The sequence below is a fragment of the Burkholderia sp. Bp8998 genome, assembly GCF_003854235.1.
Lineage (GTDB): Bacteria > Pseudomonadota > Gammaproteobacteria > Burkholderiales > Burkholderiaceae > Burkholderia.
On the sequence record NZ_QTQF01000006.1, the window covers coordinates 1 to 20,766 of the forward strand.

The 20,766-nt window shown below is 65.8% G+C and carries 20 protein-coding genes and 1 pseudogene; 2 read left to right on the top strand and 19 right to left on the bottom strand.

What is annotated here, in order from left to right:
- The 4 genes and pseudogenes from DIE06_RS08770 to DIE06_RS08785 form a co-directional block, all read right to left on the bottom strand.
- Positions 1-161 (bottom strand): annotated as a pseudogene (locus DIE06_RS08770) (electron transfer flavoprotein subunit beta/FixA family protein); the annotation flags it as partial.
- A gap of 229 nt (positions 162-390) precedes the next feature.
- Entirely contained in the window at positions 391-1,185 is a 795-nt protein-coding gene (locus DIE06_RS08775) for a MetQ/NlpA family ABC transporter substrate-binding protein (protein WP_124606140.1), read from the bottom strand.
- 28 nt (positions 1,186-1,213) lie between these two features.
- The gene (locus tag DIE06_RS08780; RefSeq protein ID WP_006750740.1) at positions 1,214-1,867 is read right to left on the bottom strand and encodes a methionine ABC transporter permease; all 654 of its coding nucleotides are present in this window, start codon (positions 1,865-1,867) and stop codon (positions 1,214-1,216) included.
- Complete coding sequence (locus DIE06_RS08785) at positions 1,857-2,891, bottom strand: methionine ABC transporter ATP-binding protein (RefSeq protein ID WP_059509785.1); 1,035 nt, start codon at positions 2,889-2,891, stop codon at positions 1,857-1,859. The genes DIE06_RS08780 and DIE06_RS08785 overlap by 11 nt, the downstream gene beginning before the upstream one ends.
- A gap of 215 nt (positions 2,892-3,106) precedes the next feature.
- Here DIE06_RS08785 and DIE06_RS08790 point away from each other — a divergent pair, with 215 nt between their 5' ends.
- On the top strand, positions 3,107-4,039 hold the full coding sequence (locus DIE06_RS08790) for an alpha/beta hydrolase (protein ID WP_124661080.1): 933 nt from the start codon (positions 3,107-3,109) through the stop codon (positions 4,037-4,039).
- A 22-nt stretch (positions 4,040-4,061) separates the two neighbouring features.
- On the opposite strand, the gene DIE06_RS08795 is transcribed toward DIE06_RS08790, so the two are convergent.
- Positions 4,062-4,985: a histone deacetylase family protein gene (locus DIE06_RS08795; protein WP_124661081.1), complete on the bottom strand. Its 924-nt coding sequence runs from the start codon at positions 4,983-4,985 to the stop codon at positions 4,062-4,064.
- Positions 4,986-5,028: 43 nt separating this feature from the next.
- On the opposite strand from DIE06_RS08795, the gene mltB reads away from it, so the two are divergent.
- Entirely contained in the window at positions 5,029-6,378 is a 1,350-nt protein-coding gene (gene mltB / locus DIE06_RS08800; protein ID WP_124661082.1) for a lytic murein transglycosylase B, read from the top strand.
- A gap of 74 nt (positions 6,379-6,452) precedes the next feature.
- Here mltB and cysM read toward each other — a convergent pair whose 3' ends face one another.
- The 14 genes from cysM to serC form a co-directional block, all read right to left on the bottom strand.
- Positions 6,453-7,355, bottom strand: a complete 903-nt coding sequence (gene cysM, locus DIE06_RS08805; RefSeq protein WP_124661083.1) for a cysteine synthase CysM — start codon at positions 7,353-7,355, stop codon at positions 6,453-6,455.
- A 206-nt stretch (positions 7,356-7,561) separates the two neighbouring features.
- Entirely contained in the window at positions 7,562-7,906 is a 345-nt protein-coding gene (locus DIE06_RS08810; protein ID WP_124661084.1) for a helix-hairpin-helix domain-containing protein, read from the bottom strand.
- A gap of 73 nt (positions 7,907-7,979) precedes the next feature.
- Positions 7,980-8,972, bottom strand: a complete 993-nt coding sequence (gene rfaD / locus DIE06_RS08815; RefSeq protein WP_124661085.1) for an ADP-glyceromanno-heptose 6-epimerase — start codon at positions 8,970-8,972, stop codon at positions 7,980-7,982.
- A 58-nt stretch (positions 8,973-9,030) separates the two neighbouring features.
- Positions 9,031-9,981, bottom strand: coding sequence for a D-glycero-beta-D-manno-heptose-7-phosphate kinase (gene rfaE1 / locus DIE06_RS08820; protein WP_124661086.1), 951 nt, complete (start codon positions 9,979-9,981; stop codon positions 9,031-9,033).
- A gap of 7 nt (positions 9,982-9,988) precedes the next feature.
- On the bottom strand, positions 9,989-11,389 hold the full coding sequence (locus tag DIE06_RS08825; protein ID WP_124661087.1) for a UDP-glucose/GDP-mannose dehydrogenase family protein: 1,401 nt from the start codon (positions 11,387-11,389) through the stop codon (positions 9,989-9,991).
- A gap of 90 nt (positions 11,390-11,479) precedes the next feature.
- Positions 11,480-12,652 (bottom strand): lipopolysaccharide assembly protein LapB, encoded by a 1,173-nt coding sequence (gene lapB, locus DIE06_RS08830; RefSeq protein ID WP_124661088.1) that lies wholly within the window; start codon positions 12,650-12,652, stop codon positions 11,480-11,482.
- Positions 12,653-12,705: 53 nt separating this feature from the next.
- Positions 12,706-12,999, bottom strand: coding sequence for a lipopolysaccharide assembly protein LapA domain-containing protein (locus DIE06_RS08835; protein WP_124617360.1), 294 nt, complete (start codon positions 12,997-12,999; stop codon positions 12,706-12,708).
- A 210-nt stretch (positions 13,000-13,209) separates the two neighbouring features.
- Positions 13,210-13,533: an integration host factor subunit beta gene (locus tag DIE06_RS08840; protein WP_006750752.1), complete on the bottom strand. Its 324-nt coding sequence runs from the start codon at positions 13,531-13,533 to the stop codon at positions 13,210-13,212.
- Between the two features lie 22 nt (positions 13,534-13,555).
- Positions 13,556-15,268: a 30S ribosomal protein S1 gene (gene rpsA / locus DIE06_RS08845; protein WP_044844859.1), complete on the bottom strand. Its 1,713-nt coding sequence runs from the start codon at positions 15,266-15,268 to the stop codon at positions 13,556-13,558.
- 142 nt (positions 15,269-15,410) lie between these two features.
- Positions 15,411-16,097, bottom strand: coding sequence for a (d)CMP kinase (gene cmk, locus DIE06_RS08850; protein ID WP_044844836.1), 687 nt, complete (start codon positions 16,095-16,097; stop codon positions 15,411-15,413).
- 13 nt (positions 16,098-16,110) lie between these two features.
- A complete protein-coding gene (gene aroA / locus DIE06_RS08855; RefSeq protein ID WP_124661089.1) occupies positions 16,111-17,415 on the bottom strand; it encodes a 3-phosphoshikimate 1-carboxyvinyltransferase in 1,305 nt (434 codons plus the stop codon).
- Between the two features lie 20 nt (positions 17,416-17,435).
- Positions 17,436-18,374, bottom strand: a complete 939-nt coding sequence (locus DIE06_RS08860) for a prephenate dehydrogenase/arogenate dehydrogenase family protein (RefSeq protein WP_124661090.1) — start codon at positions 18,372-18,374, stop codon at positions 17,436-17,438.
- Positions 18,375-18,561: 187 nt separating this feature from the next.
- On the bottom strand, positions 18,562-19,644 hold the full coding sequence (gene pheA / locus DIE06_RS08865; RefSeq protein ID WP_124661091.1) for a prephenate dehydratase: 1,083 nt from the start codon (positions 19,642-19,644) through the stop codon (positions 18,562-18,564).
- Between the two features lie 33 nt (positions 19,645-19,677).
- Entirely contained in the window at positions 19,678-20,760 is a 1,083-nt protein-coding gene (gene serC / locus DIE06_RS08870; RefSeq protein WP_124661092.1) for a 3-phosphoserine/phosphohydroxythreonine transaminase, read from the bottom strand.
- Positions 20,761-20,766 lie beyond the last annotated feature (6 nt).

The window sequence follows — 20,766 nt, forward strand, 5'->3', positions numbered from 1 at the left end:
ACGCCCGCTTCCTTCAGGCGCACCGCTTCTTCCACCGCGATTTCGTCGAACGGGTTCATCGACATCTTCACGTTCGCAATGTCGACGCCCGTGTTGTCCGACTTCACGCGGACCTTCACGTTGTAATCGACCACTCTTTTCACTGGCACCAGGATTTTCATGCACACGCTCCAAAGTTACGAATACGACCAGAGGCCATTCTATAGCGAGGCCTCATGACTGCGCGGCCAAGCGGACCCATCCATCGCGGCTATCGAGGATAGCGCTCCTCTTCGGCACGCCGGCAATAGCGAACGGTCGTTCTATTTTAAAAGAGAAAAAACCCGGACGCAAAGCCCGGGTTTTCGATCATCGACTCTAATCGTCACCGGGCGCGCCCAGCACCACGTGTTACCAGGCAGCGATGACCGCGCCGCCGAACTTCTGTTCGATGAACTGCTTCACTTCCGCGGAATGGTAGGCCGCAACCAGCTTCGCGACCCACGGCTTGCTCCGGTCAGCCTCGCGAATCGCGAGAATGTTCGCGTACGGGCCGTTCGGGCCCTCGATCGCGATTGCGTCCTGTTTCGGTTTCAACCCCGCTTCCATCGCGTAGTTGGTGTTGATCGCCGCCGCGTCGACGTCGCCGAGCGAGCGCGGAATCTGCGCCGCATCGAGTTCGACGATCTTCAGCTTGCGCGGATTGTCGACGATGTCGAGTGGCGTCGCCTTCAGCCCGGCGTCCGCACGCAACTTCAGCAGCCCCTGCTTCTGCAACAACAGCAGCGCACGGCCGCCGTTGGTCGGATCGTTCGGCACCGCGATGCGCGCGCCGGGCTTCAACTCGGCCAGCGACTTCACCCGCTTCGAGTAGATGCCCATCGGGAACGTGACGGTATCCGCGACCTTGATCAGCTTGTAGCCGCGATCCTTTACCTGCGCCTGCAGATACGGATCGTGCTGGTAGCTGTTCGCGTCGAGATCGCCAGATGCAAGCGCCGCGTTCGGCTGCACGTAATCGGAGAATTCGACAACGCGGATGTCGAGACCGCTCTTGGCCGCGACCTTCTTCACCACGTCCATGATCTGCGCGTGCGGGCCGCCCGTGACGCCCACCTTGATGGTTTCGGCCTGCGCGTGCGCGCTTGCGAACAGCGCGGCCGCGCCGAGTGCGGCCGCGAACTTCAGCATGAAGCGTCGTTGCATCGTCTCCCCCAATGAATGAATGTCGTTTTTACTTGTGGCTCAGTCGGCGCACGAGCCAGTCGCCGAACGACTGCACGATCTGCACGAACACGATCAGGATCGCGACGACCGTCCACATCACTTCCGGCAGATAGCGCTGGTAGCCGTAGCGGATCCCGAGATCGCCGAGCCCGCCGCCGCCGATCGCACCGGCCATCGCCGAATAGCCGACGAGCGACACGAACGTGATCGTCAGGCCCGCGACGATGCCCGGCAGCGATTCGGGCAGCAGCACCTTGAACACGATCTGCGACGTCGTCGCGCCCATCGACTGCGCGGCCTCGATCAGCCCGCGGTCGACCTCGCGCAGCGCGGTCTCGACCAGCCGCGCGACGAACGGCGCGGCCGCGAGCGTCAACGGCACGACCGCCGCGGCCGTGCCGATCGACGACCCCGTGACGAGCCGCGTGAGCGGAATGACCGCGACCAGCAGGATGATGAACGGTGTCGAGCGCACCGCGTTCACGATGCCGCCGAGCACGCGATTCATGCCGAGGTTCTGCAGCACGCCCTGGCGGTCGGTCAGGTACAGCAGCACGCCGAGCGGCAGCCCGACGAGCGCGCCGACCGCTCCCGAGATGCCGACCATGATCAGCGTCTCCCAGAACGACTGCACGAACATATCGAACATCTCACTCAACATACGAAAGCTCCTCTACCACCACACCTTGCTCGCGCAGGAACGCGAGCGCCTGCCCGACCTTGCCCGGCTCGCCGCCCGCGAGCACCGCGAGCGACCCGAACGCCTGCCCCTGGATCTCGTCGATCTGGCCGTGCAGGATGTTGAAATCGAGTTCGTACCGGCGAATCGTCTCCGACAGGATCGGCTGGTCGACACCCGAGCCGGTGAACGCGAGCCGCAGCAGATGCCCGCTGCCCGTCTTCAGCCGCTCGGCCACGCGTGCCTTCAGCGCCGGCGGCAGTTCCTGCGCGATCACGTCGCCGATCAGCGCGCGCGTCACTTCGTGATGCGGCTGCAGGAACACGTCGATCACGCGGCCCTCTTCGACCACGCGGCCCGCATCGAGCACCGCCACGCGATCGCACACCTGCTTGATCACTTCCATCTGGTGCGTGATCAACACGATCGTCAGGCCGAGTTCGCGGTTGATGCGTTTCAGCAGATCGAGGATCGCGCGCGTGGTCTCGGGGTCGAGCGCCGACGTCGCTTCGTCCGACAGCAGCACCTTCGGCTTGCTCGCGAGCGCGCGGGCGATGCCGACACGCTGCTTCTGGCCGCCGCTGATCTGCGCCGGGTAGCGATCCTTCTGTGCGGACAGCCCGACGAGGTCGAGCAGCGGCAGCACGGCCGCCTCGATGTCGGCGCGGCTCGCGCCGGCCAGCTCGAGCGGCAGCGCGACGTTGTCGAACACCGTGCGCGACGACAGCAGGTTGAAGTGCTGGAAGATCATGCCGATCTCGCGGCGGGCTTCGCGCAGCGCGCCGGCCGGCAGCAGCGTGAGATCGCGTCCGCCGACGACGACATTGCCTTCGGTCGGCCGCGTGAGCAGGTTGATGGTGCGCACGAGCGTGCTCTTGCCGGCTCCGCTTCGGCCGATGATGCCGAACACCTCGCCCTGCGGGATCGTCAGATTGACGTTGTGCAATGCGTCAACCCAGCCGGTCGGCCCCGGGAAACGCTGCGACAGATTGCGTAATTCGATCATGTAAACAAAGCGGCGGCCGGACAGGCGAGACCCGCCAGTCGGCCGCCGATGCATCTGGAATAGCCGGCGATTTTACCGCAAACGCCTCATTCCACTTAATAATCGATTTCGATCTTTTCATAACCAGACGAAATTAGAGGAGCGCCGCTGGCCCGCCGCGGAAATGTCGCGACTATGATCCGGAACACGACGCCAATGAACAGGGGACACGCCAGATGACCACCAGCACCACGCAGGCCGCCGCACCCGCCATCGCCACCACGGCACCGGGCCCGGGCCCGGGCTCGCAGCCTGCCCCGCGGATGGGCCGGTTGCGTTCCGCGGACGGGTTCGAACTGGCGTCGTATCGCTGGCCGGCCGGCGACGGCACGGTGCCGCCGCGCGCGACGATCGCGCTGGTGCACGGCCTCGCCGAGCATGCGGGCCGTTACGCGGCGCTCGCGGCCAGATTGAACGCGGCCGGCATCGACGTGCTGGCGATCGATCTGCGCGGGCACGGCCGGTCGCCCGGCAAACGCGCGTGGGTCGAGCGTTTCGACGGTTACCTGAACGATGCGGATGCGCTGGTCGCCAAGGCCGCCCGCGGCGATACGCCGCTCTTCCTGATGGGGCACAGCATGGGCGGCGCGGTCGCGGCGCTGTACGCAATCGAGCGCATGCCGGCCCGCGGCCACGCGCTTGCGGGCCTCGTGCTGTCGAGCCCGGCACTCGCGCCGGGACGCGACGTGCCGCGCTGGATGCTCACGATGAGCCGCTTCATTAGCCGCGTATGGCCGGGCTTCCCCGCGATCAGGATCGATGCGGCGCTGCTGTCGCGCGATCCGGCCGTCGTCGCGGCCAATCGTGCCGATCCGCTCGTGCACCACGGCGCGGTGCCGGCGCGCACCGGCGCCGAAATCCTCGACGCGATGGCGCGCATCGAGCGCGGTCGCGGCGCGCTGCGCGTGCCGGTGCTCGTCTATCACGGCACCGAGGACAAGCTGACCGAACCCGACGGAAGCCGCGCGTTCGGCGCACGCGTCGGCTCGCCCGATCGCACGCTGACGCTATACGAAGGCGGGTTCCACGAAACGATGAACGATCTCGAGCGCGACCGCGTGATCGATGCGCTGATCGCGTGGATTCACGCGCACGTGCCGGCGCGCTGAACGCGCGCCGCCCCGCGGCCGGTCAGATGCCGGCCAGCACGCGCAGGTGTGCGACGACGCTGCGCCCGAGTGCCGACAGGTTGTAGCCGCCCTCGAGACAGCTCACGATGCGGCCCTGCGCATGCCGGCGCGCGACGTCGACGACCTGCGCGGTCAGCCATTCGAAATCGGCCTCGACGAGACCGAGATTGCCGATGTCGTCCTCGCGATGCGCGTCGAAACCGGCCGACACGAACAGCATTTGCGGCTTGAATGCGTCGAGACGCGGCAGCCAGAACATGTCGACCGCTTCACGGATCGCCATCCCGTTGCTGCGCGCAGGCATCGGCAGGTTGACCATGTTCGGCGCCTGGTGATCGACGCCCGAGAACGGGTACAGCGGATGCTGGAAGAAGCTGCACATCAGCACGCGCTCGTCGTTCGCGAACGCGGCTTCGGTGCCGTTGCCGTGGTGCACGTCGAAATCGATGATCGCGACGCGCTCGAGGCCGTGGACGTCGAGCGCATGCCGCGCGGCGATCGCGACATTGTTGAAGAAGCAGAAGCCCATCGCGCGCGCGGGTTCCGCGTGATGACCGGGCGGCCGAACGCCGCAGAACGCGTTCGCGTAGCGGCCTTCGATCACCGCATCGGTCGCCGCGATCGCGGCGCCGGCCGCACGCAGCGCGGCGCGCCACGTGTCGCGGTTCATCAGCGTGTCCGGATCGATCTCGACGTAGCCGTCGACGGGCGTCATGCTGCGGATGTAGTCGATATGGGCCTGCGTATGCACGCGGCCCAGCGCCACCTCGCTCGCGAACGGCGCGGTTTCGTGCACGATCAGGTCGTCGATGCGGCTCGCGATCAGCTGATCCTGGATCGCCGACAGTCGGGCCGGGCATTCCGGATGCCATTCCCCCATCTCGTGCAACATGCAGTCGGGGTGCGTATAGAAGGCGGTTGCCATAAGCTGTCATCCGCGACGCAGGGTGCGCCGCAGGTCTCCATCAATGATGTCCATCGTCTGCCGCGAATTCGCCGCTAACTTACCACAACGGTGCGCTGCTTCGCCCCGGTACGCAAGATGCGTCGGGTATACTGCGCCGAACCCCATCGCCCTGTCCGCCCGCTTCGACATGAATTCCAGCAAGCCTGCCGCCCTTCTCTCCACGCTGTTCCGCGTTCGCGTTCCGCTCGTTGCCGCTGCTGCCGCCGCTACCCTGGCCGCCGCACCCGCCGTCGCGCAGACGCAGCCTGCGAAGTCATCCGGCACGCGCGTCGCGCAGGCGCAACCGCAGCAGCCGGCGCCGCAAGGCCAGACCTTCGAAGAGGAGATCGTTCCGCAGCGTTACGCGAGCAACGCGAAGGTCGATGCGTTCATCGACGAGATGGTGAGCCGCAACGGCTTCGATTCCGCGAGCCTGCATGCGCTGTTCTCGCGCATCAGCTACTCGGCCACCGCCGTGAAGCTCGTGAAGCCGGCGCCGACGCCTTCGGTGAAGAACTGGCGCGTCTATCGTTCGCGCTTCATCGAACCGATTCGCATCAACGCGGGCGTGAAATTCTGGAAGGCGAACCAGGCAACACTGCAGCGCGCGTCCCAGGAATTCGGCGTGCCGCCCGAAGTGATCGTCGGCATCATCGGCGTCGAAACGATCTATGGCCGCTACATGGGCAACTTCCGCGTGCTCGATGCGCTGACGACGCTCACGTTCGACTACCCGGACACGCCGAATCGCGACAGCCGCCAGGCCACGTTCCGCAAGAACCTCGAGGACTTCCTCGTCTGGACCCGCGACAACCAGCTCGACCCGACCACCGTGCTCGGCTCGTATACGGGCGCGATCGGCATCCCGCAGTTCCTGCCGAGCAGCATCCGCGAGTATGCGGTCGACTACGACGGCGGCGGCCACGTCGATCTGCGCAGCAGTCCTGCCGATGCGATCGGCAGCGTCGCGAACTACCTGAAGCAGCACGGCTGGGAAACCGATCGCCCGGTGGTCTGGCAGATCACGCCCGACACGGGCAGCCTCGGCATCGCCCAGGCGGCCGCGGACGGCCAGCCCGAACCGCACTGGGCGCTGTCGCAACTGCTGCGCGCCGGCATGACGCTCAACGAGCCGATGGTCAATATCACCACCGAAGCCGGCACGCCGGTCACCGTGATCGATCTGCCGTCGCCGGGGCGCGCGACCGAATACATGCTCGGCCTCAAGAACTTCTACGTGCTGACGCGCTACAACCGCAGCTTCTTCTACGCCCTTACCGTGTACCAGCTCGGCGAAGCAGTGAAGGCGCAGATGGAAGCGAGCGGCGCGCTGCCGCTGCCTGCGGCGGACACGGAAGCGCCGGCGCAGTAAGCTCGGCCCGCGCAAAGAAAAAGCGCCGCGTGCGGCGCTTTTTTATCGCGTGGTTCCGCGGATGCCGTTCCGGTTCAGGCAGGAAACACGCCGGTCGACAGGTAGCGGTCGCCACGATCGCAGACGATGAACACGATCGTCGCGTTTTCGACCTGACGCGCGATGCGCATCGCGACTTCGCATGCGCCACCCGACGAGATGCCGGCAAAGATGCCTTCGACGGCCGCGAGCCGGCGCGCCATCGTTTCCGACGCGGCCTGGCTCACGCTCTCGACGCGATCGACGCGACTGCGATCGAAGATCGTCGGCATATAGGCTTCCGGCCACTTGCGAATGCCCGGAATGCGCGACCCGTCCTCCGGCTGCGCGCCGACGATCTCGATCGCCGGATTCTGCTCCTTCAGATAGCGCGACGTGCCCATGATCGTGCCCGTCGTGCCCATCGCCGACACGAAGTGCGTGACGCGGCCGTCGGTGTCGCGCCAGATCTCCGGCCCCGTTCCTTCGTAGTGCGCGATCGGGTTGTCGGGGTTGCCGAACTGATCGAGGATCACGCCCTTGCCTTCGCGCTGCATCTGCTCCGCGAGGTCGCGCGCCAGTTCCATACCGCCCTTTACCGGCGTCAGGATGATTTCGGCGCCGTAAGCGGCCATGCTCTGCCGACGCTCGACCGACAGGTCCTCCGGCATGATAAGCACCATCTTGTAACCGCGGATCGCCGCGGCCATCGCGAGTGCGATGCCCGTGTTGCCGCTCGTTGCCTCGATCAGCGTATCTCCCGGCTTGATGCGACCGCGCGCCTCGGCCTTGCTGATCATCGACAGCGCCGGGCGATCCTTCACGGAGCCGGCCGGATTGTTGCCTTCCAGCTTCGCGAGCACCACGTTGTTGCGTGCGCGAATCTCGTCGTCCGGCAGGCGGACCAGTTGCACGAGCGGCGTGTTGCCGATCGTGTCTTCGATAGTTTTGTAAGCCATGGAGATACCGTGAGTGCGAGGCCGATCAATCGATCGATTGTAAACCAGCACCGGGGCTCGCGCCGGCAACCCCATTGTGACGATGGAATAGGCGTGCCCCGCGATTCACGATTGTGCGCGTGCGGCATGCACGCAAAAAACCCGCGGCATGCCGCGGGAAGCCGTCGCAACGACGACGACTGAAGGAGCCCTTTGTCTCGTGTGCGTTACTTCTGCGCGGTGCGGGCAGGCGCCGCGGCAGGTTTCGCCGCAGCGGGCTTGCCCGCGGCAGGTGCCGGCGCGCCCGAGCCCGCCGCGCCGATCGTCAGCCCCTCCTGCTGAAGGCGCTCGACCGTATGGCCGCCCATGCCTTTCACACGCGATGCGAGATCATCTGCATTCCTGAACGGCCCGCGTGCGCCGCGCTCGTCGAGAATCGCCTTTGCCCGCGCGGGACCGATGCCCTTGATGCCGACGAGTGCATCCTCGTTCGCGGTGTTGACATCGACGGCCGCCCAGGCCGACGCGATCGCGCCGAACATCACGGCGGCGGCAAACCATTTCCTGATCATGTGCTGGATCTCCGGTGAGAACGGTCGGCGGCTGCCGACCGTGAGACCCAGTCTAGCGATGCAGCGCGTGAACTTAAACCTGGCCGGACAGCCAACGCACGTAGCGGTCGACACCTTCCTGCACCGTCAGGAACGGCGCATCGTAACCGGCGGCACGCAGTTTCGTCTGATCGGCCTGCGTGAAGCACTGGTACTTGCCGCGCAGCGCATCCGGGAACGGCACGTATTCGATCAGCCCTTGCTCGACCTGCTGCGCGAGCGTCAGCGGCGGCAGGTCGTCGAGCGCGCGCAGCGTGTTCACGACCGTCGACGCGATGTCGTTGAACGGTTGTGCACGGCCGGTGCCGAGGTTGAAGATGCCCGACTTCTCCGGATGATCGAAGAAGAACAGGTTCACCTTCGCGATGTCCTCGACCGAAACGAAGTCGCGCGTCTGCTCGCCCGGCGCATAACCGTTGTACTCGCCGAACAGCTTGACCTTGCCTTCCGCGCGGAACTGGTTGAAGTTGTGGAACGCGACCGACGCCATGCGGCCCTTGTGCGTCTCGCGCGGACCGTACACGTTGAAGTAACGGAACCCGGCGATCTGGCTCTTCGCGCTCGGCAGCACGCGGCGGATCACCTGGTCGAACAGGAACTTCGAATAGCCGTAGACGTTCAGCGGTGCCTCAACCTCGCGCTCCTCGACGAAACGCGTCGAGCCGCCGTAGATCGCCGCCGACGACGCGTACAGGAACTGCGCGCCCTGCGCGAGGCACGCATCGAGCACCGCGCGGCTATAGCGGAAGTTGTTGTCCATCATGTAGCGGCCGTCGGTTTCCATCGTGTCCGAACAGGCGCCTTCATGGAACACCGCGCGCACCTTGCCGAAATCGCCGCGCGCGAAGCGCTCGACGAATTCCGTCTTGTCGAGATAGTCGTCGATCTCGCAATCGACGAGATTGCGGAACTTGTCCGCGCGCGTCAGATTGTCGACCGCGATGATGCGCGACTCGCCGCGCTCGTTGAGCGCCTTGACGATGTTCGCGCCGATAAAACCGGCTGCGCCGGTGACGATGATGGTCATGGTCGTCCTGCCTGAAAAATGGGAGCCATCGGGGCGGCATGCTCGCCGCCCGATGCGCTCAGTGAAACAGTTCGTCGTAGTCGACGGTCGCCGTGCCGAGCTTGCCCACCACGATACCCGCGGCACGGTTCGCCAGCACGACGGCGTCGACGAGCGGCACGCCTGCGCCGAGCATCGTCGCGACTGTCGCGATCACGGTATCGCCCGCACCCGACACGTCGTATACCTCGCGCGCGAGCGCCGGCGCATGCAGTTCGCCTGCGGCGGAAAAGAGCGTCATACCCTCTTCCGAACGCGTGAGCAGCAACGCTTCGAGATCGAGCTCGGCACGCAGCTTCGCGACACGCGCGCGCAGGTCATCCTCCGAATGCCACTGACCGACGACTTCGCGCAACTCGGCACGGTTCGGCGTGATCAGCGATGCGCCGCGATAGCGCGCCCAGTCGCCGCCCTTCGGATCGACGAGCACCGGCTTGCCGGCCGCGCGCGCCTTCTCGATCATCGTCGTCACGTGCGTCAGCCCGCCTTTCGCGTAATCCGACATCAACACGACGTCGTGCTGCGGCAGCAGCGCGTCGAACCGCGCGAGCCCGGCGAGCAGCACCTCGTGCGTCGGCATCGCTTCGAAATCGACGCGCAGCAGCTGCTGCTGACGCGCAAGCACGCGCAGCTTGATGGTCGTCGGCAGCGCCGCATCGCGCTCGAGATGGGGCGTCACGCCGCTGCCGCCGAGCAGCTCGACGATCCGCTCACCGGGTTCGTCGCAGCCGACCACGCACAGCAGCCCGGCCTGACCGCCGAGCGTCACGGCGTTGCGTGCGACGTTGGCCGCGCCGCCGAGCCGCTCTTCCTGACGCTGCACGTGCACGACGGGCACCGGCGCTTCCGGTGAAATACGGTCGACGTTGCCGAACCAGTAGCGGTCCAGCATCACGTCGCCGACGACGAGCACGCGCGAACGCGCGAGCTGCGCGCGCGGGACCGGTACCACTTCGCGAAGGGTAGTCATCGTGCGCTCATCCACGGGAGGACGACTGGGGATCGACATGCGGACGCCCGATCGCATGGTAGTCGATGCCGAGTTCGGCCATCGCGTCCGGTTCGTACAGGTTGCGTCCGTCGAAGATCACCGGTGCCTTCAGTTCGGCCTTCAGGCGCGTGAAATCCGGGCTCCGGAATTCCTTCCACTCGGTGACGATCACGAGCGCATCCGCGGCGGTCACGGCCGCGTCCTGGGTATCGACGAAATGCAGGCGCGCCAGCGCGTCGGAAGTCTCACCGAGATCGAGCGCGAACACGCGGCGCGCCTCGTCGATCGCAACCGGATCGTACGCGCGCACGATCGCGCCACGCCCGAGCAGCGCGGCGATCAGCCGACGGCTCGGCGCCTCGCGCATGTCGTCCGTATTCGGCTTGAACGCAAGGCCCCATACCGCGAACTCGCGACCGGTCAGGTCCGCGCCGAAGCGCTGCTCGATCTTGCCGATCAGCACGTCCTTCTGTGCGGAATTGGCCGCTTCGACGGCCTCCAGGATGCGCAGCGGCTGGCCGTTCTCGTCGGCGGCGCGGATCAGCGCCTGCACGTCCTTCGGGAAGCACGAGCCACCGTAGCCGACGCCGGCGTACAGGAAGTGATAGCCGATGCGCGGATCGGAACCGATCCCGCGGCGCACGGCTTCGATGTCGGCACCGACCTTGTCGGCGAGATTCGACATCTCGTTCATGAACGAGATGCGCGTCGCGAGCATCGCGTTCGCCGCATATTTCGCGAATTCCGCGGAACGCACGTCCATGTAGATCGTGCGCTCGTGATTGCGGTTGAACGGCGCGTACAGCTTCTTCATCTTCTCGCGCGCCACCGTGCCCGTCTCGTCGTCGTCGACACCGATGATGATCCGGTCCGGGCGCATGAAATCCTCGACTGCCGCGCCTTCCTTCAGGAATTCCGGATTCGATACCACCGAGAAACGGTGCGCGACGCTGCCCGCGAGCCCGCGGGCGCCAAGCGCCTCGTCGACCACCGCGCGCACGCGCTGCGCGGTGCCGACCGGCACCGTCGACTTGTCGACGATCACCTTGAAACCGGTCATGTAACGACCGATGTTGCGCGCGGCCTCGAGCACGTATTGCAGGTCCGCCGAACCGTCCTCGTCGGGCGGCGTGCCGACCGCGATGAACTGGATCTCGCCGTGCGCGACGCTCGCCTCGATGTCGGTCGAGAAGCGCAGACGCCCTGCCGCGCGATTGCGCGCAATGATGTCCAGCAGGCCCGGTTCGTGAATCGGCATCCCGCCGTTGTTCAGGATCTCGATCTTGCGCGGATCGACATCCAGACAGTAGACGTCGTGGCCGATCTCGGCGAGGCAGGAGCCCGTGACAAGACCGACATAGCCGGTGCCGATGATGGTGATTTTCATAGATGTTCCGGTACGTCCCGGTAATTGACTAACTTGGCCGCCGGGCCGGACCCGGCGGCAACCGCATCACGTCGGCGCCGCGCGCCGGGATCAACCCGGCATCGCGGGTTCGACGCGGCGCGGCGCATAGGTTTCCCAACCGCTGCATCCGGGGCACTGCCAGTAGAAGAGCCGCGCCCGGAAGCCGCAATTCTGGCACGTATAGCGTGGCAGATTTTTGGTGCGCTGCTTGATCAGCGCGCGCATCATTTCAAGTTCCTTACGGCGCGGCTCGTCGGCGGCCGCGATCTGCGCATCGAGCAGGTGCAGCATGCCCGACAGGTTCGGCGACTTCTCCATCTGCGTGCGCGCGAGCGTATGCGCCGCTTCCTGGCCGCGCAACCCGGCGATGTGCTGATACGCAATATCGAGCAGGTCGTTCGACGGATAGCGATCGATGTAGCCCATCAGCAGTTCGGCGCCCTCGACCGGCTGGTCGAGCGCGACATAGGCCTTCATCAGCTTGTCGGCGACGAGCGGCAGATAAGCGGGATTCTGCGCCTCGACACGCTTCCAGTGCTCGATCGCGGCCGCGTGATCGCCCGCCGCCTGCGCGGCATCGCCGGACAGGATCGTCGCGCGGACGTTCTGCGGGTTCGCGGCAAGCGCGAGCTTCAACTGCTCGGCCGCGGCCGCGGCGTTCTTGCGTTGCAGCGCGTCCTGCGCGAGTTCGCAATGGAACTGCGCGATTTCGGTGCCGAGCGGCTTGTCGCTCATCGATTCGATGCGCTTCGCGGTATCGATCGACTTGTTCCAGTCCTTCTCGATCTCGTAGATCGTCAGCAGCGCCCGCTGCGCGCCCAGCGCGTAGTCGCCGTCGGCGAGCCGGTGGAAAGCCTCCTCGGCACGATCGAGCAGGCCGGCCTTCAGGAAATCCTGGCCGAGTTCGTACAGCGCGTGGTCGCGCTCGCTCACCGGCAGGTCCGTGCGGCTCAGCAGATTCTGGTGCACGCGAATCGCACGGTCCGTTTCACCGCGGCGGCGAAACAGGTTGCCGAGCGCGAAGTGCAGCTCGACCGTCTCGGGGTCGAGCTTCGCGACCTCGATGAACGCGTCGATCGCCTTGTCCGGTTGTTCGTTCAACAGAAAGTTCAGGCCGCGGAAATACGAGCGCGGCAGGTTGGCGCTCTCCGACAGGAGGTTCTTCAGGTCATAGCGTGACGCCGCCCAGCCGAGCGCGAACGCCACCGGAATCGCGAGCAACCACCAGAAATCCAGATCCATGCGAAATATCGAAGCAGAGACGAAAACCGCGCGAGGATCGCGCGGCGTCCGTGTTAAATGACGGGCGGCATCGGCGGCTGGTCGACGATGGCCGGGGTTTCGCGCGCCGCGCGCAGATCGCGCTTCAGGCGCCCGTTCTCGAGGCGCAGGCGGAAGGTCGCCGGCAGCGCCGACAGCAGGCCGGCCAGCAGCCCGACGACGAAGAACGCGAGGCCGATCAGGATCAGCGGCGCTTGCCACGCATAGCCGGCAACGAAATTCAGCGTCGCGGTTTGCGTATTGGCCAGTGCGAGCACCAGCAGCAGCACGAACACCAACACCCGGATCAGCCAGACGATAAACTTCATATCTCCCTCTCTTTGTTGAGGTTTGCCGTGGCGCGCGACTCCCCTTCGCGGCGCCGAATCGACCCGTATTGTAAAGGAAGCGTTTCCGCGTCACCGCACATCCTGCGCACGCGTATTGCCACGCGGCAGCCGGAAATGAAAAAAGCGCCCGCAAGGGGCGCTTTTTTCTTCAGCCTTCGCCGGACGGATTCCGGGCAAGCCGCACGACGTTCAACGTTCGTCGTCCGGATCATCAGCTTTCAGCGGCTCGCCGGCGCGGCCGTCGACGCGTTCGCGCAATTCCTTGCCGGGCTTGAAGTGAGGCACGAACTTCTCGGGCACCTGCACTTTCTCCCCCGACTTCGGGTTGCGTCCGACGCGCGCCGGGCGACGGTTGAGGCCGAAGCTGCCGAAACCCCGAATTTCGATGCGATGCCCTTTCGACAAGGCATCGGACATCGCATCGAGCATCGTTTTCACCGCGAAATCCGCATCCTTGAGGACAAGTTGCGGAAATCGCAGTGCCAGCTGCGCGACCAACTCGGATTTGGTCATACTTCAGCAGACCTCGTGAGGCTTACTGGTTCTGGCCGTCGAGCTTCGCCTTCAGCAGCGCGCCGAGGTTGGTCGTACCGGTCGCAGCAGCGCTGGTGTCCGACTGCAGGCCGCGGATCGCTTCCTGTTGTTCAGCCGAATCCTTCGCCTTGATCGACAGGTTGATGCCACGCGACTTGCGATCGATGTTGATCACCATCGCGTTGACCTTGTCGCCTTCCTTCAGCACGTTGCGTGCGTCTTCGACGCGATCCTGCGAGATTTCCGATGCACGCAGGTAGCCTTCGATGTCGCCCGTCAGCGTGATGACAGCGCCCTTCGCATCGACCGACTTCACCACGCCGTCGACGATCGAACCCTTGTCGTTCATTGCAACGTAGTTGCTGAACGGGTCGCCTTCGAGCTGCTTGATGCCGAGCGAAATACGCTCCTTCTCGACGTCGATGCCGAGCACGATCGCTTCGACTTCGTCGCCCTTCTTGTACTTGCGAACGGCTTCTTCGCCGGCTTCGCTCCACGACAGGTCCGACAGGTGGACCAGGCCGTCGATGCCGCCCGGCAGACCGATGAACACGCCGAAGTCGGTGATCGACTTGATTGCGCCCGTGATCTTGTCGCCCTTCTTGAAGTTGCGGCTGAAGTCATCCCACGGATTCGGCTTGCACTGCTTCATGCCGAGGCTGATACGACGACGGTCTTCGTCGATCTCGAGGACCATGACTTCGACTTCGTCGCCCAGCTGGACAACCTTCGACGGTGCAACGTTCTTGTTGGTCCAGTCCATTTCCGACACGTGGACGAGGCCTTCGATGCCCGATTCCACTTCGACGAATGCGCCGTAGTCGGTGATGTTCGTGACCTTGCCGAACAGACGCGTGCCCGACGGGTAACGGCGCGAGATGCCTTCCCACGGATCGTCGCCCAGTTGCTTGATGCCCAGCGAGACGCGGTTCTTCTCTTGGTCGAACTTGAGGATCTTCGCGGTGACTTCCTGGCCAACCGACAGGACTTCGCTCGGGTGACGCACACGACGCCATGCGATGTCGGTGATGTGCAGCAGGCCGTCGATGCCGCCGAGGTCGACGAACGCGCCGTAGTCGGTGATGTTCTTGACCACGCCGTTGACGATCGCGCCTTCCTTCAGCGTCTCGAGCAGCTTCGCGCGCTCTTCGCCTTGGGTTGCTTCGATCACTGCACGACGCGACAGCACGACGTTGTTACGCTTGCGATCGAGCTTGATCACGCGGAACTCGAGCGTCTTGCCTTCGTACGGGGTCGTGTCCTTGACCGGACGCGTGTCGACCAGCGAACCCGGCAGGAACGCGCGGATGCCGTTGACCATCACGGTCATGCCGCCCTTCACCTTGCCGGTGATCGTGCCGGTGACGAGTTCGTTGTTGTCGAGGGCCTTTTCCAGCGACAGCCACGATGCAAGGCGCTTCGCCTTGTCGCGCGACAGGATCGTGTCGCCGTAGCCGTTTTCGAGTGCGTCGATCGCGACGGACACGAAATCGCCCGACTGCACCTCAACCTCGCCCTGATCGTTCAGGAATTCCTCGATCGGAATGTAAGCCTCGGACTTCAGGCCTGCATTGACGACCACGAAGTTGTGGTCGACGCGCACGACTTCGGCGGAAATCACTTCGCCGGCGCGCATGTCTTGACGGGTCAGCGACTCTTCGAACAGAGCCGCAAAGGATTCGGTATTCGGGGTGGAGGTTTGCAGGTCGGACATAAAAATCTGATTGTGCATGGATCGCTGTGCCACGCCGGCCGGAATGGCAGGCTGAAAGGGCCAGATCGAGGTCCACACGGGGTTAAGGGTTCGAAACACGCTCCACGCTTCTCGCGCGAAGCACCTACTGCTGCCCGCCTTCTCAGGCGGGCTGGCCGAGCGCCCGGTACCACTGCAGCACCTGGTCGACAGCTTCGTCGACCGAAAGCGCCGACGTATCGAGCAGCTTGGCATCTGCCGCGGGCTTCAGCGGCGCGGCGGCGCGATTGCTGTCGCGCGCATCACGTTCACGAAGATCCCGGAGCAAGTCATCTATATTAGCAGAAAAACCTTTTTGCATCAATTGCTTATGCCGTCTGGCCGCGCGTGCCTCCGCGCTGGCCGTCAGGAACACCTTCAGCACGGCGTCCGGGAAGATCACGGTACCCATGTCACGCCCGTCGGCGACGAGGCCCGGCGTCTTGCGGAACGCGCGCTGGCGCGCGACGAGCGCGGTACGGACCGGCCCGTGCACGGCAATCGCCGACGCGCGGTTGCCGACCGCTTCGGCACGGATGTCGTTCGACACGTCGACGCCGTCGAGCTGCGCGCAGCCCTCGCGGAACGTGATGTGAAGATCGTCGATCAGCTTCACGAGCGCGTCGATGTCCTCCGCCGCGATGCCGTAGCGCACGCTCGCGAGCGCCGCGAGACGGTACAGCGCGCCGCTGTCGAGCAGGTGGAAACCGAGATGCGCGGCGACGAGCGCCGCGACGGTCCCCTTGCCGGAAGCGGTCGGACCGTCGATCGTGATGACGGGGGTCGGGTGAAAGGGTCGGGTCGATTTCATCGGTACGGTCGGATCAGGCCTTGGCGAGCGCGGCGAAGCGGTCGAAATAGTCGGGGAACGTCTTGCCGACGCACTTCGGATCGTTGATCCGCACGGGCACGCCGCCCAGGCTGACGAGCGAGAAGCACATCGCCATCCGGTGATCGTCGTACGTGTCGATCGCGGCATTCGGCGTGAGCTGTTGCGGCGGCGTGACGACCAGATAGTCGGGGCCTTCCTCGACGATCGCGCCGACCTTGCGCAACTCGGTCGCCATCGCGGCGATGCGGTCGGTTTCCTTCACGCGCCAGCTCGCGATGTTGCGCAGCGTGCTCGTGCCGCTCGCGAACAGCGCCGCGACCGCGATGGTCATCGCCGCGTCGGGAATCAGGTTGAAGTCCATGTCGATCGGCTCGAGCTTGCCGTGGTCGTGGCCGACGCCGCGCACCTCGATCCAGTCGTCGCCCATCGATACGTTCGCGCCCATCTGCATCAGCGCATTCGCGAAGCCGACGTCGCCCTGGATGCTCGCGCGCCCCACGCCCTCGACGCGCAGCGGGCCGCCGCCGAGCGCGCCGGCCGCGAGGAAGTACGAGGCCGACGACGCATCGCCCTCGACCATGATGCGCCCCGGCGAACGGTAGCGGACGCCGGCCGGCACGACGAAGCGCTGCCAGCCGTCGCGCTCGACGGTCACGCCAAAGCGCTCCATCAGCCGGATCGTGATGTCGATGTACGGCTTCGAGATCAGTTCTCCGTCGACTTCGACGACGATCCTGCCGTCCTTCGCCTTTACGAGCGGCAGCGTCATCAGCAGCGCCGTGAGGAACTGGCTCGACACGTCGCCACGCACGCGGATCGGCGCGTCGACCGTGATCGTCGCAGGCTTGATCCGCAGCGGCGGGAAACCTTCGTTCTGTTCGTAGTCGATCTGTGCGCCAATCTGCCGCAGGCCGTCGACGAGGTCGCCGATCGGCCGCTCGTGCATGCGCGGCACGCCGTGAACGCGATAGTCGCCGCCATTGACCGCGAGTGCCGCCGTCAACGGTCGCACCGCGGTGCCCGCGTTGCCGAGAAACAGGTCGGCAGTCTTCGCGGTGAACGCGCCGCGCGTGCCGGTGACGACACAGGTGTCGCCCTCGCGCGCGAGCTTCACGCCGAGCTTGCCGAGCGCATCCAGCATCACGCGCGTGTCGTCGGAATCCAGCAGGTTGGTGATCGTCGTGTCGCCTTCGGCAAGGGCCGCGAGCAGCAGCACGCGGTTCGAGATGCTTTTCGAGCCGGGCAGGCGCACGGTGCCCGATGCACTGGAATACGGGCCGAGATCGAGATAGTCCATGGGAGTCGTCCTGTTTCCTGTTATTTCTTGACCGGTTCGGCAGCGGGCTGCGCGCCACGTTCCTGCCATGCCTTGCGTGCAGCGCGCGAGCGCGTGAACACGGCTTCGAGCGCCGCGCCGTCGCCGGCGTCGATCGCCGCACGCAGCCGGGCGAGCACGCGCGTGTAGCCATCGAGCTCGTCGAGCAGCGCCGCGCGATTCGCGACACACACGTCGCGCCACATTTCCGGGCTCGACGCCGCGATCCGCGTGAAGTCGCGGAAACCGCCCGCCGCATACGAGAATTTCAGTTCGGCATCCGTCTCGCCGAGGATCTGCTCGACGAGCGCGAACGACAGCACGTGCGGCAGATGGCTGATCGACGCGAACACGCGATCGTGCTGCGCCGTGCTCATCGTGCGCACGTCGGCGCCGGTCGCCCGCCACATCGCATCGATCCGCGCGACCGCGTCGGGCGCGTTCTCCGGCAGCGGACACAGCACGACGTTGCGGCCGACGTACAGATCCGGCAGCGCGGCCTCGACGCCGCTCGACTCGCGCCCGGCGATCGGGTGGCCCGGCACGAATTGCGCGATCCGCGCACCGAGCACGTCGCGGGCCGCCGCGACGACATCGGACTTGGTGCTGCCCGCGTCGGTGACGATCGTCGCGGCGTCGAGCCACGGCGCGATGCGCGCGAGCAACGGACCCGTTTGCGCGACGGGGGCAGCCAGCAGCACGAGATCGGCGCCGGCAAGCGCATCGCGCACTTGCGCATCGTCGTCGAGCGCCGCCGCGCGATCGATCACGCCGAGCGCGAGCGCGCGCTCGACCGACGCACGCGATCGACCGACGCCGACGACTTCGCCGACGACTTCGCCGGCGCCGCCCGGTGCACGCTCGCGCAGTGCGCGCGCCAGCGATCCGCCGATCAGGCCGACGCCGAAGATGACCAGTTTGTTGAATGCAAAGCCTGACACGACAAGAGCCAAGTGACGCGCGCGGAATGACGCCCCGCGCACGGAAGTCCAGATCCCGGGCAACAGGCCGGCACCCGGCGCGACCTGCGCCGGATACCGCCCGAACCCGCCTTGGGCAGCGCCGCCCGGCCTGCCCTGCCCGCTTCGCCGCGCCGCCCGCGGGGTGCAGGCGACGGGCCGCTGCGCGTCAGCGCGCGCGCGGATACGAACCGAGCACCTTCAGGAACGCGGCCTTCTGGCCGAGCTCCGCGAGCGCGGCGGCCACGGCTGGCTCGTCCCGGTGCCCTTCGATGTCGATGTAGAAGTAATACTCCCACGTGCCGACCCGCGCCGGGCGCGACTCGAAGCGCGTCATCGACACACCGTGCCGCGCCAGCGGTTCGAGCAGCTTGAACACCGCGCCCGGCTCGTTCTTCACCGACACGATCAGCGAGGTCTGGTCGTGACCGCTCGGTCCGGCCGGCTGCTTGCCGACGATCACGAAGCGCGTGCGGTTGTGCGGATCGTCCTGAATCAGCGAGAACGCGATCTGCAGCCCGTAGTGCGCGGCCGCGCGGTCACCCGCGATCGCCGCGACGCTCGGGTCGGCCGCCGCGAGACGCGCGGCCTCCGCATTGCTCGACACCGCTTGCCGCTCGAGCTGCGGTGCATTCGCGGCGAGCCACTGCTGGCATTGCGCGAGCGCCTGCGCATGCGCGCAGACACGCGTCACGCCGTCGAGCGTGCCGCTCTGCGTGAGCAGGTTGTGATGGATCGGCAGCGCGAGCTCGCCGCTGATCAGCAACTGCGTCTGCAGCAGCAGGTCGAGCGTGCGCGACACCGCGCCTTCGGTCGAATTCTCGACCGGCGCGATGCCGAATGCCGTCGCGCCTGCCTCGACCGAGCGGAACACCTCGTCGATCGACGGGCACGGCAGCCCCTCGATCGACTGGCCGAAATACTCGAACATCGCCTGTTCGCTGTACGTGCCGACCGGCCCGAGGAACGCGACGTGGATCGTCTGTTCGAGCGCGCGGCTCGCGGCCATGATCTCGCGCCAGATGGCGCTGATGTGCTCGCCGGCGAGCGGCCCCGCGCTCATGTCCTGCAGGCGCGTGATCACCTGCAGCTCGCGCTCCGGCCGGAACACCGGCGCGTTGAAGTGCTTCTTGACCTCGCCCACCTCCAGCGCCACCGCGGCGCGCTGGTTGAGGAGCGCGATCAGCTGCGCGTCGATCGCATCGATGCGGTCGCGCAACGGTTTCAGGCGGGAATTCAGTTCGTCGTCCATGCGTTTTGCCGTGCTGTTTGAACAGCGCCGCCTTCAGGCGCCGCGCTGCTCGAAGTCCTTCATGTACTCGACCAGCGCTTTCACGCCCTCGAGCGGCACCGCGTTGTAGATCGACGCCCGCATGCCGCCGACGGACTTGTGGCCCTTCAGCTGCAGCAGCCCGCGCGCCTTTGCGCCGGCGAGGAAGTCTTCATTGCGCGTTTCGTCGGCCAGAAAAAAGGGCACGTTCATCCGCGAACGCACCGCCGGCTCGACCTTGTTCAGATAGAAGCTGCTCGCATCGATCGTGTCGTAGAGCAGCTTCGCCTTCTCGATATTGCGAGCCTCGATCGCCTCGAGGCCGCCCTGCCGCTTCAACCACTGGAACACGAGGCCCGCGATGTAGATCGCATAGGTGGGCGGCGTGTTGTACAGCGAGTTGTTCTCGGCGACGGTCTTCCATTCGAATGCGGACGGGCAGATCGACAGCGCGCGATCGAGCAGATCCTCGCGCACGATCACGACCGTCACGCCGGCCATCCCGATGTTCTTCTGCGCACCGCCAAACAGCACGCCGTACTTCGCGACGTCCATCGGGCGCGACAGGATGTGCGACGAGACATCTGCGACGAGCGGAACGTCGCCGAGGTCGGGAATCTCGAACGTCTCGACGCCGTCGATCGTCTCGTTCGTGCACAGATGCACGTAAGCCGGATCGTCCGACAGCTGCCAGTCGGCGCGGGCGGGCGCGCGCGTGAAACCGTCGGCGGTCTTGCCGGATGCGGCCAGATGCGGCGTGCCGTATTTCTTCGCTTCGTTGAACGACTTCTGCGACCACGAGCCCGTCACGACGAAGTCGGCGGTCTTGCGCGAACCGAGCAGGTTCATCGGCACGATCGCGTTCTCGGCGATGCCGCCACCCTGCAGGAACAGGATCCGGTGGCTGGCCGGCACATCGAGCAGCTCGCGCAGGTCGGTCAGCGCCGCCTCGTGGATCGACATGAATTCCTTGCCGCGATGACTCATCTCCATCACGCTCATGCCGCTGCCGTGCCAGTCGAGCATTTCGTCGGCGGCCTGCCGCAGCACTTCCTCGGGGAGCGCCGCAGGACCGGCGGAGAAATTAAAGACGCGCATCGTGAA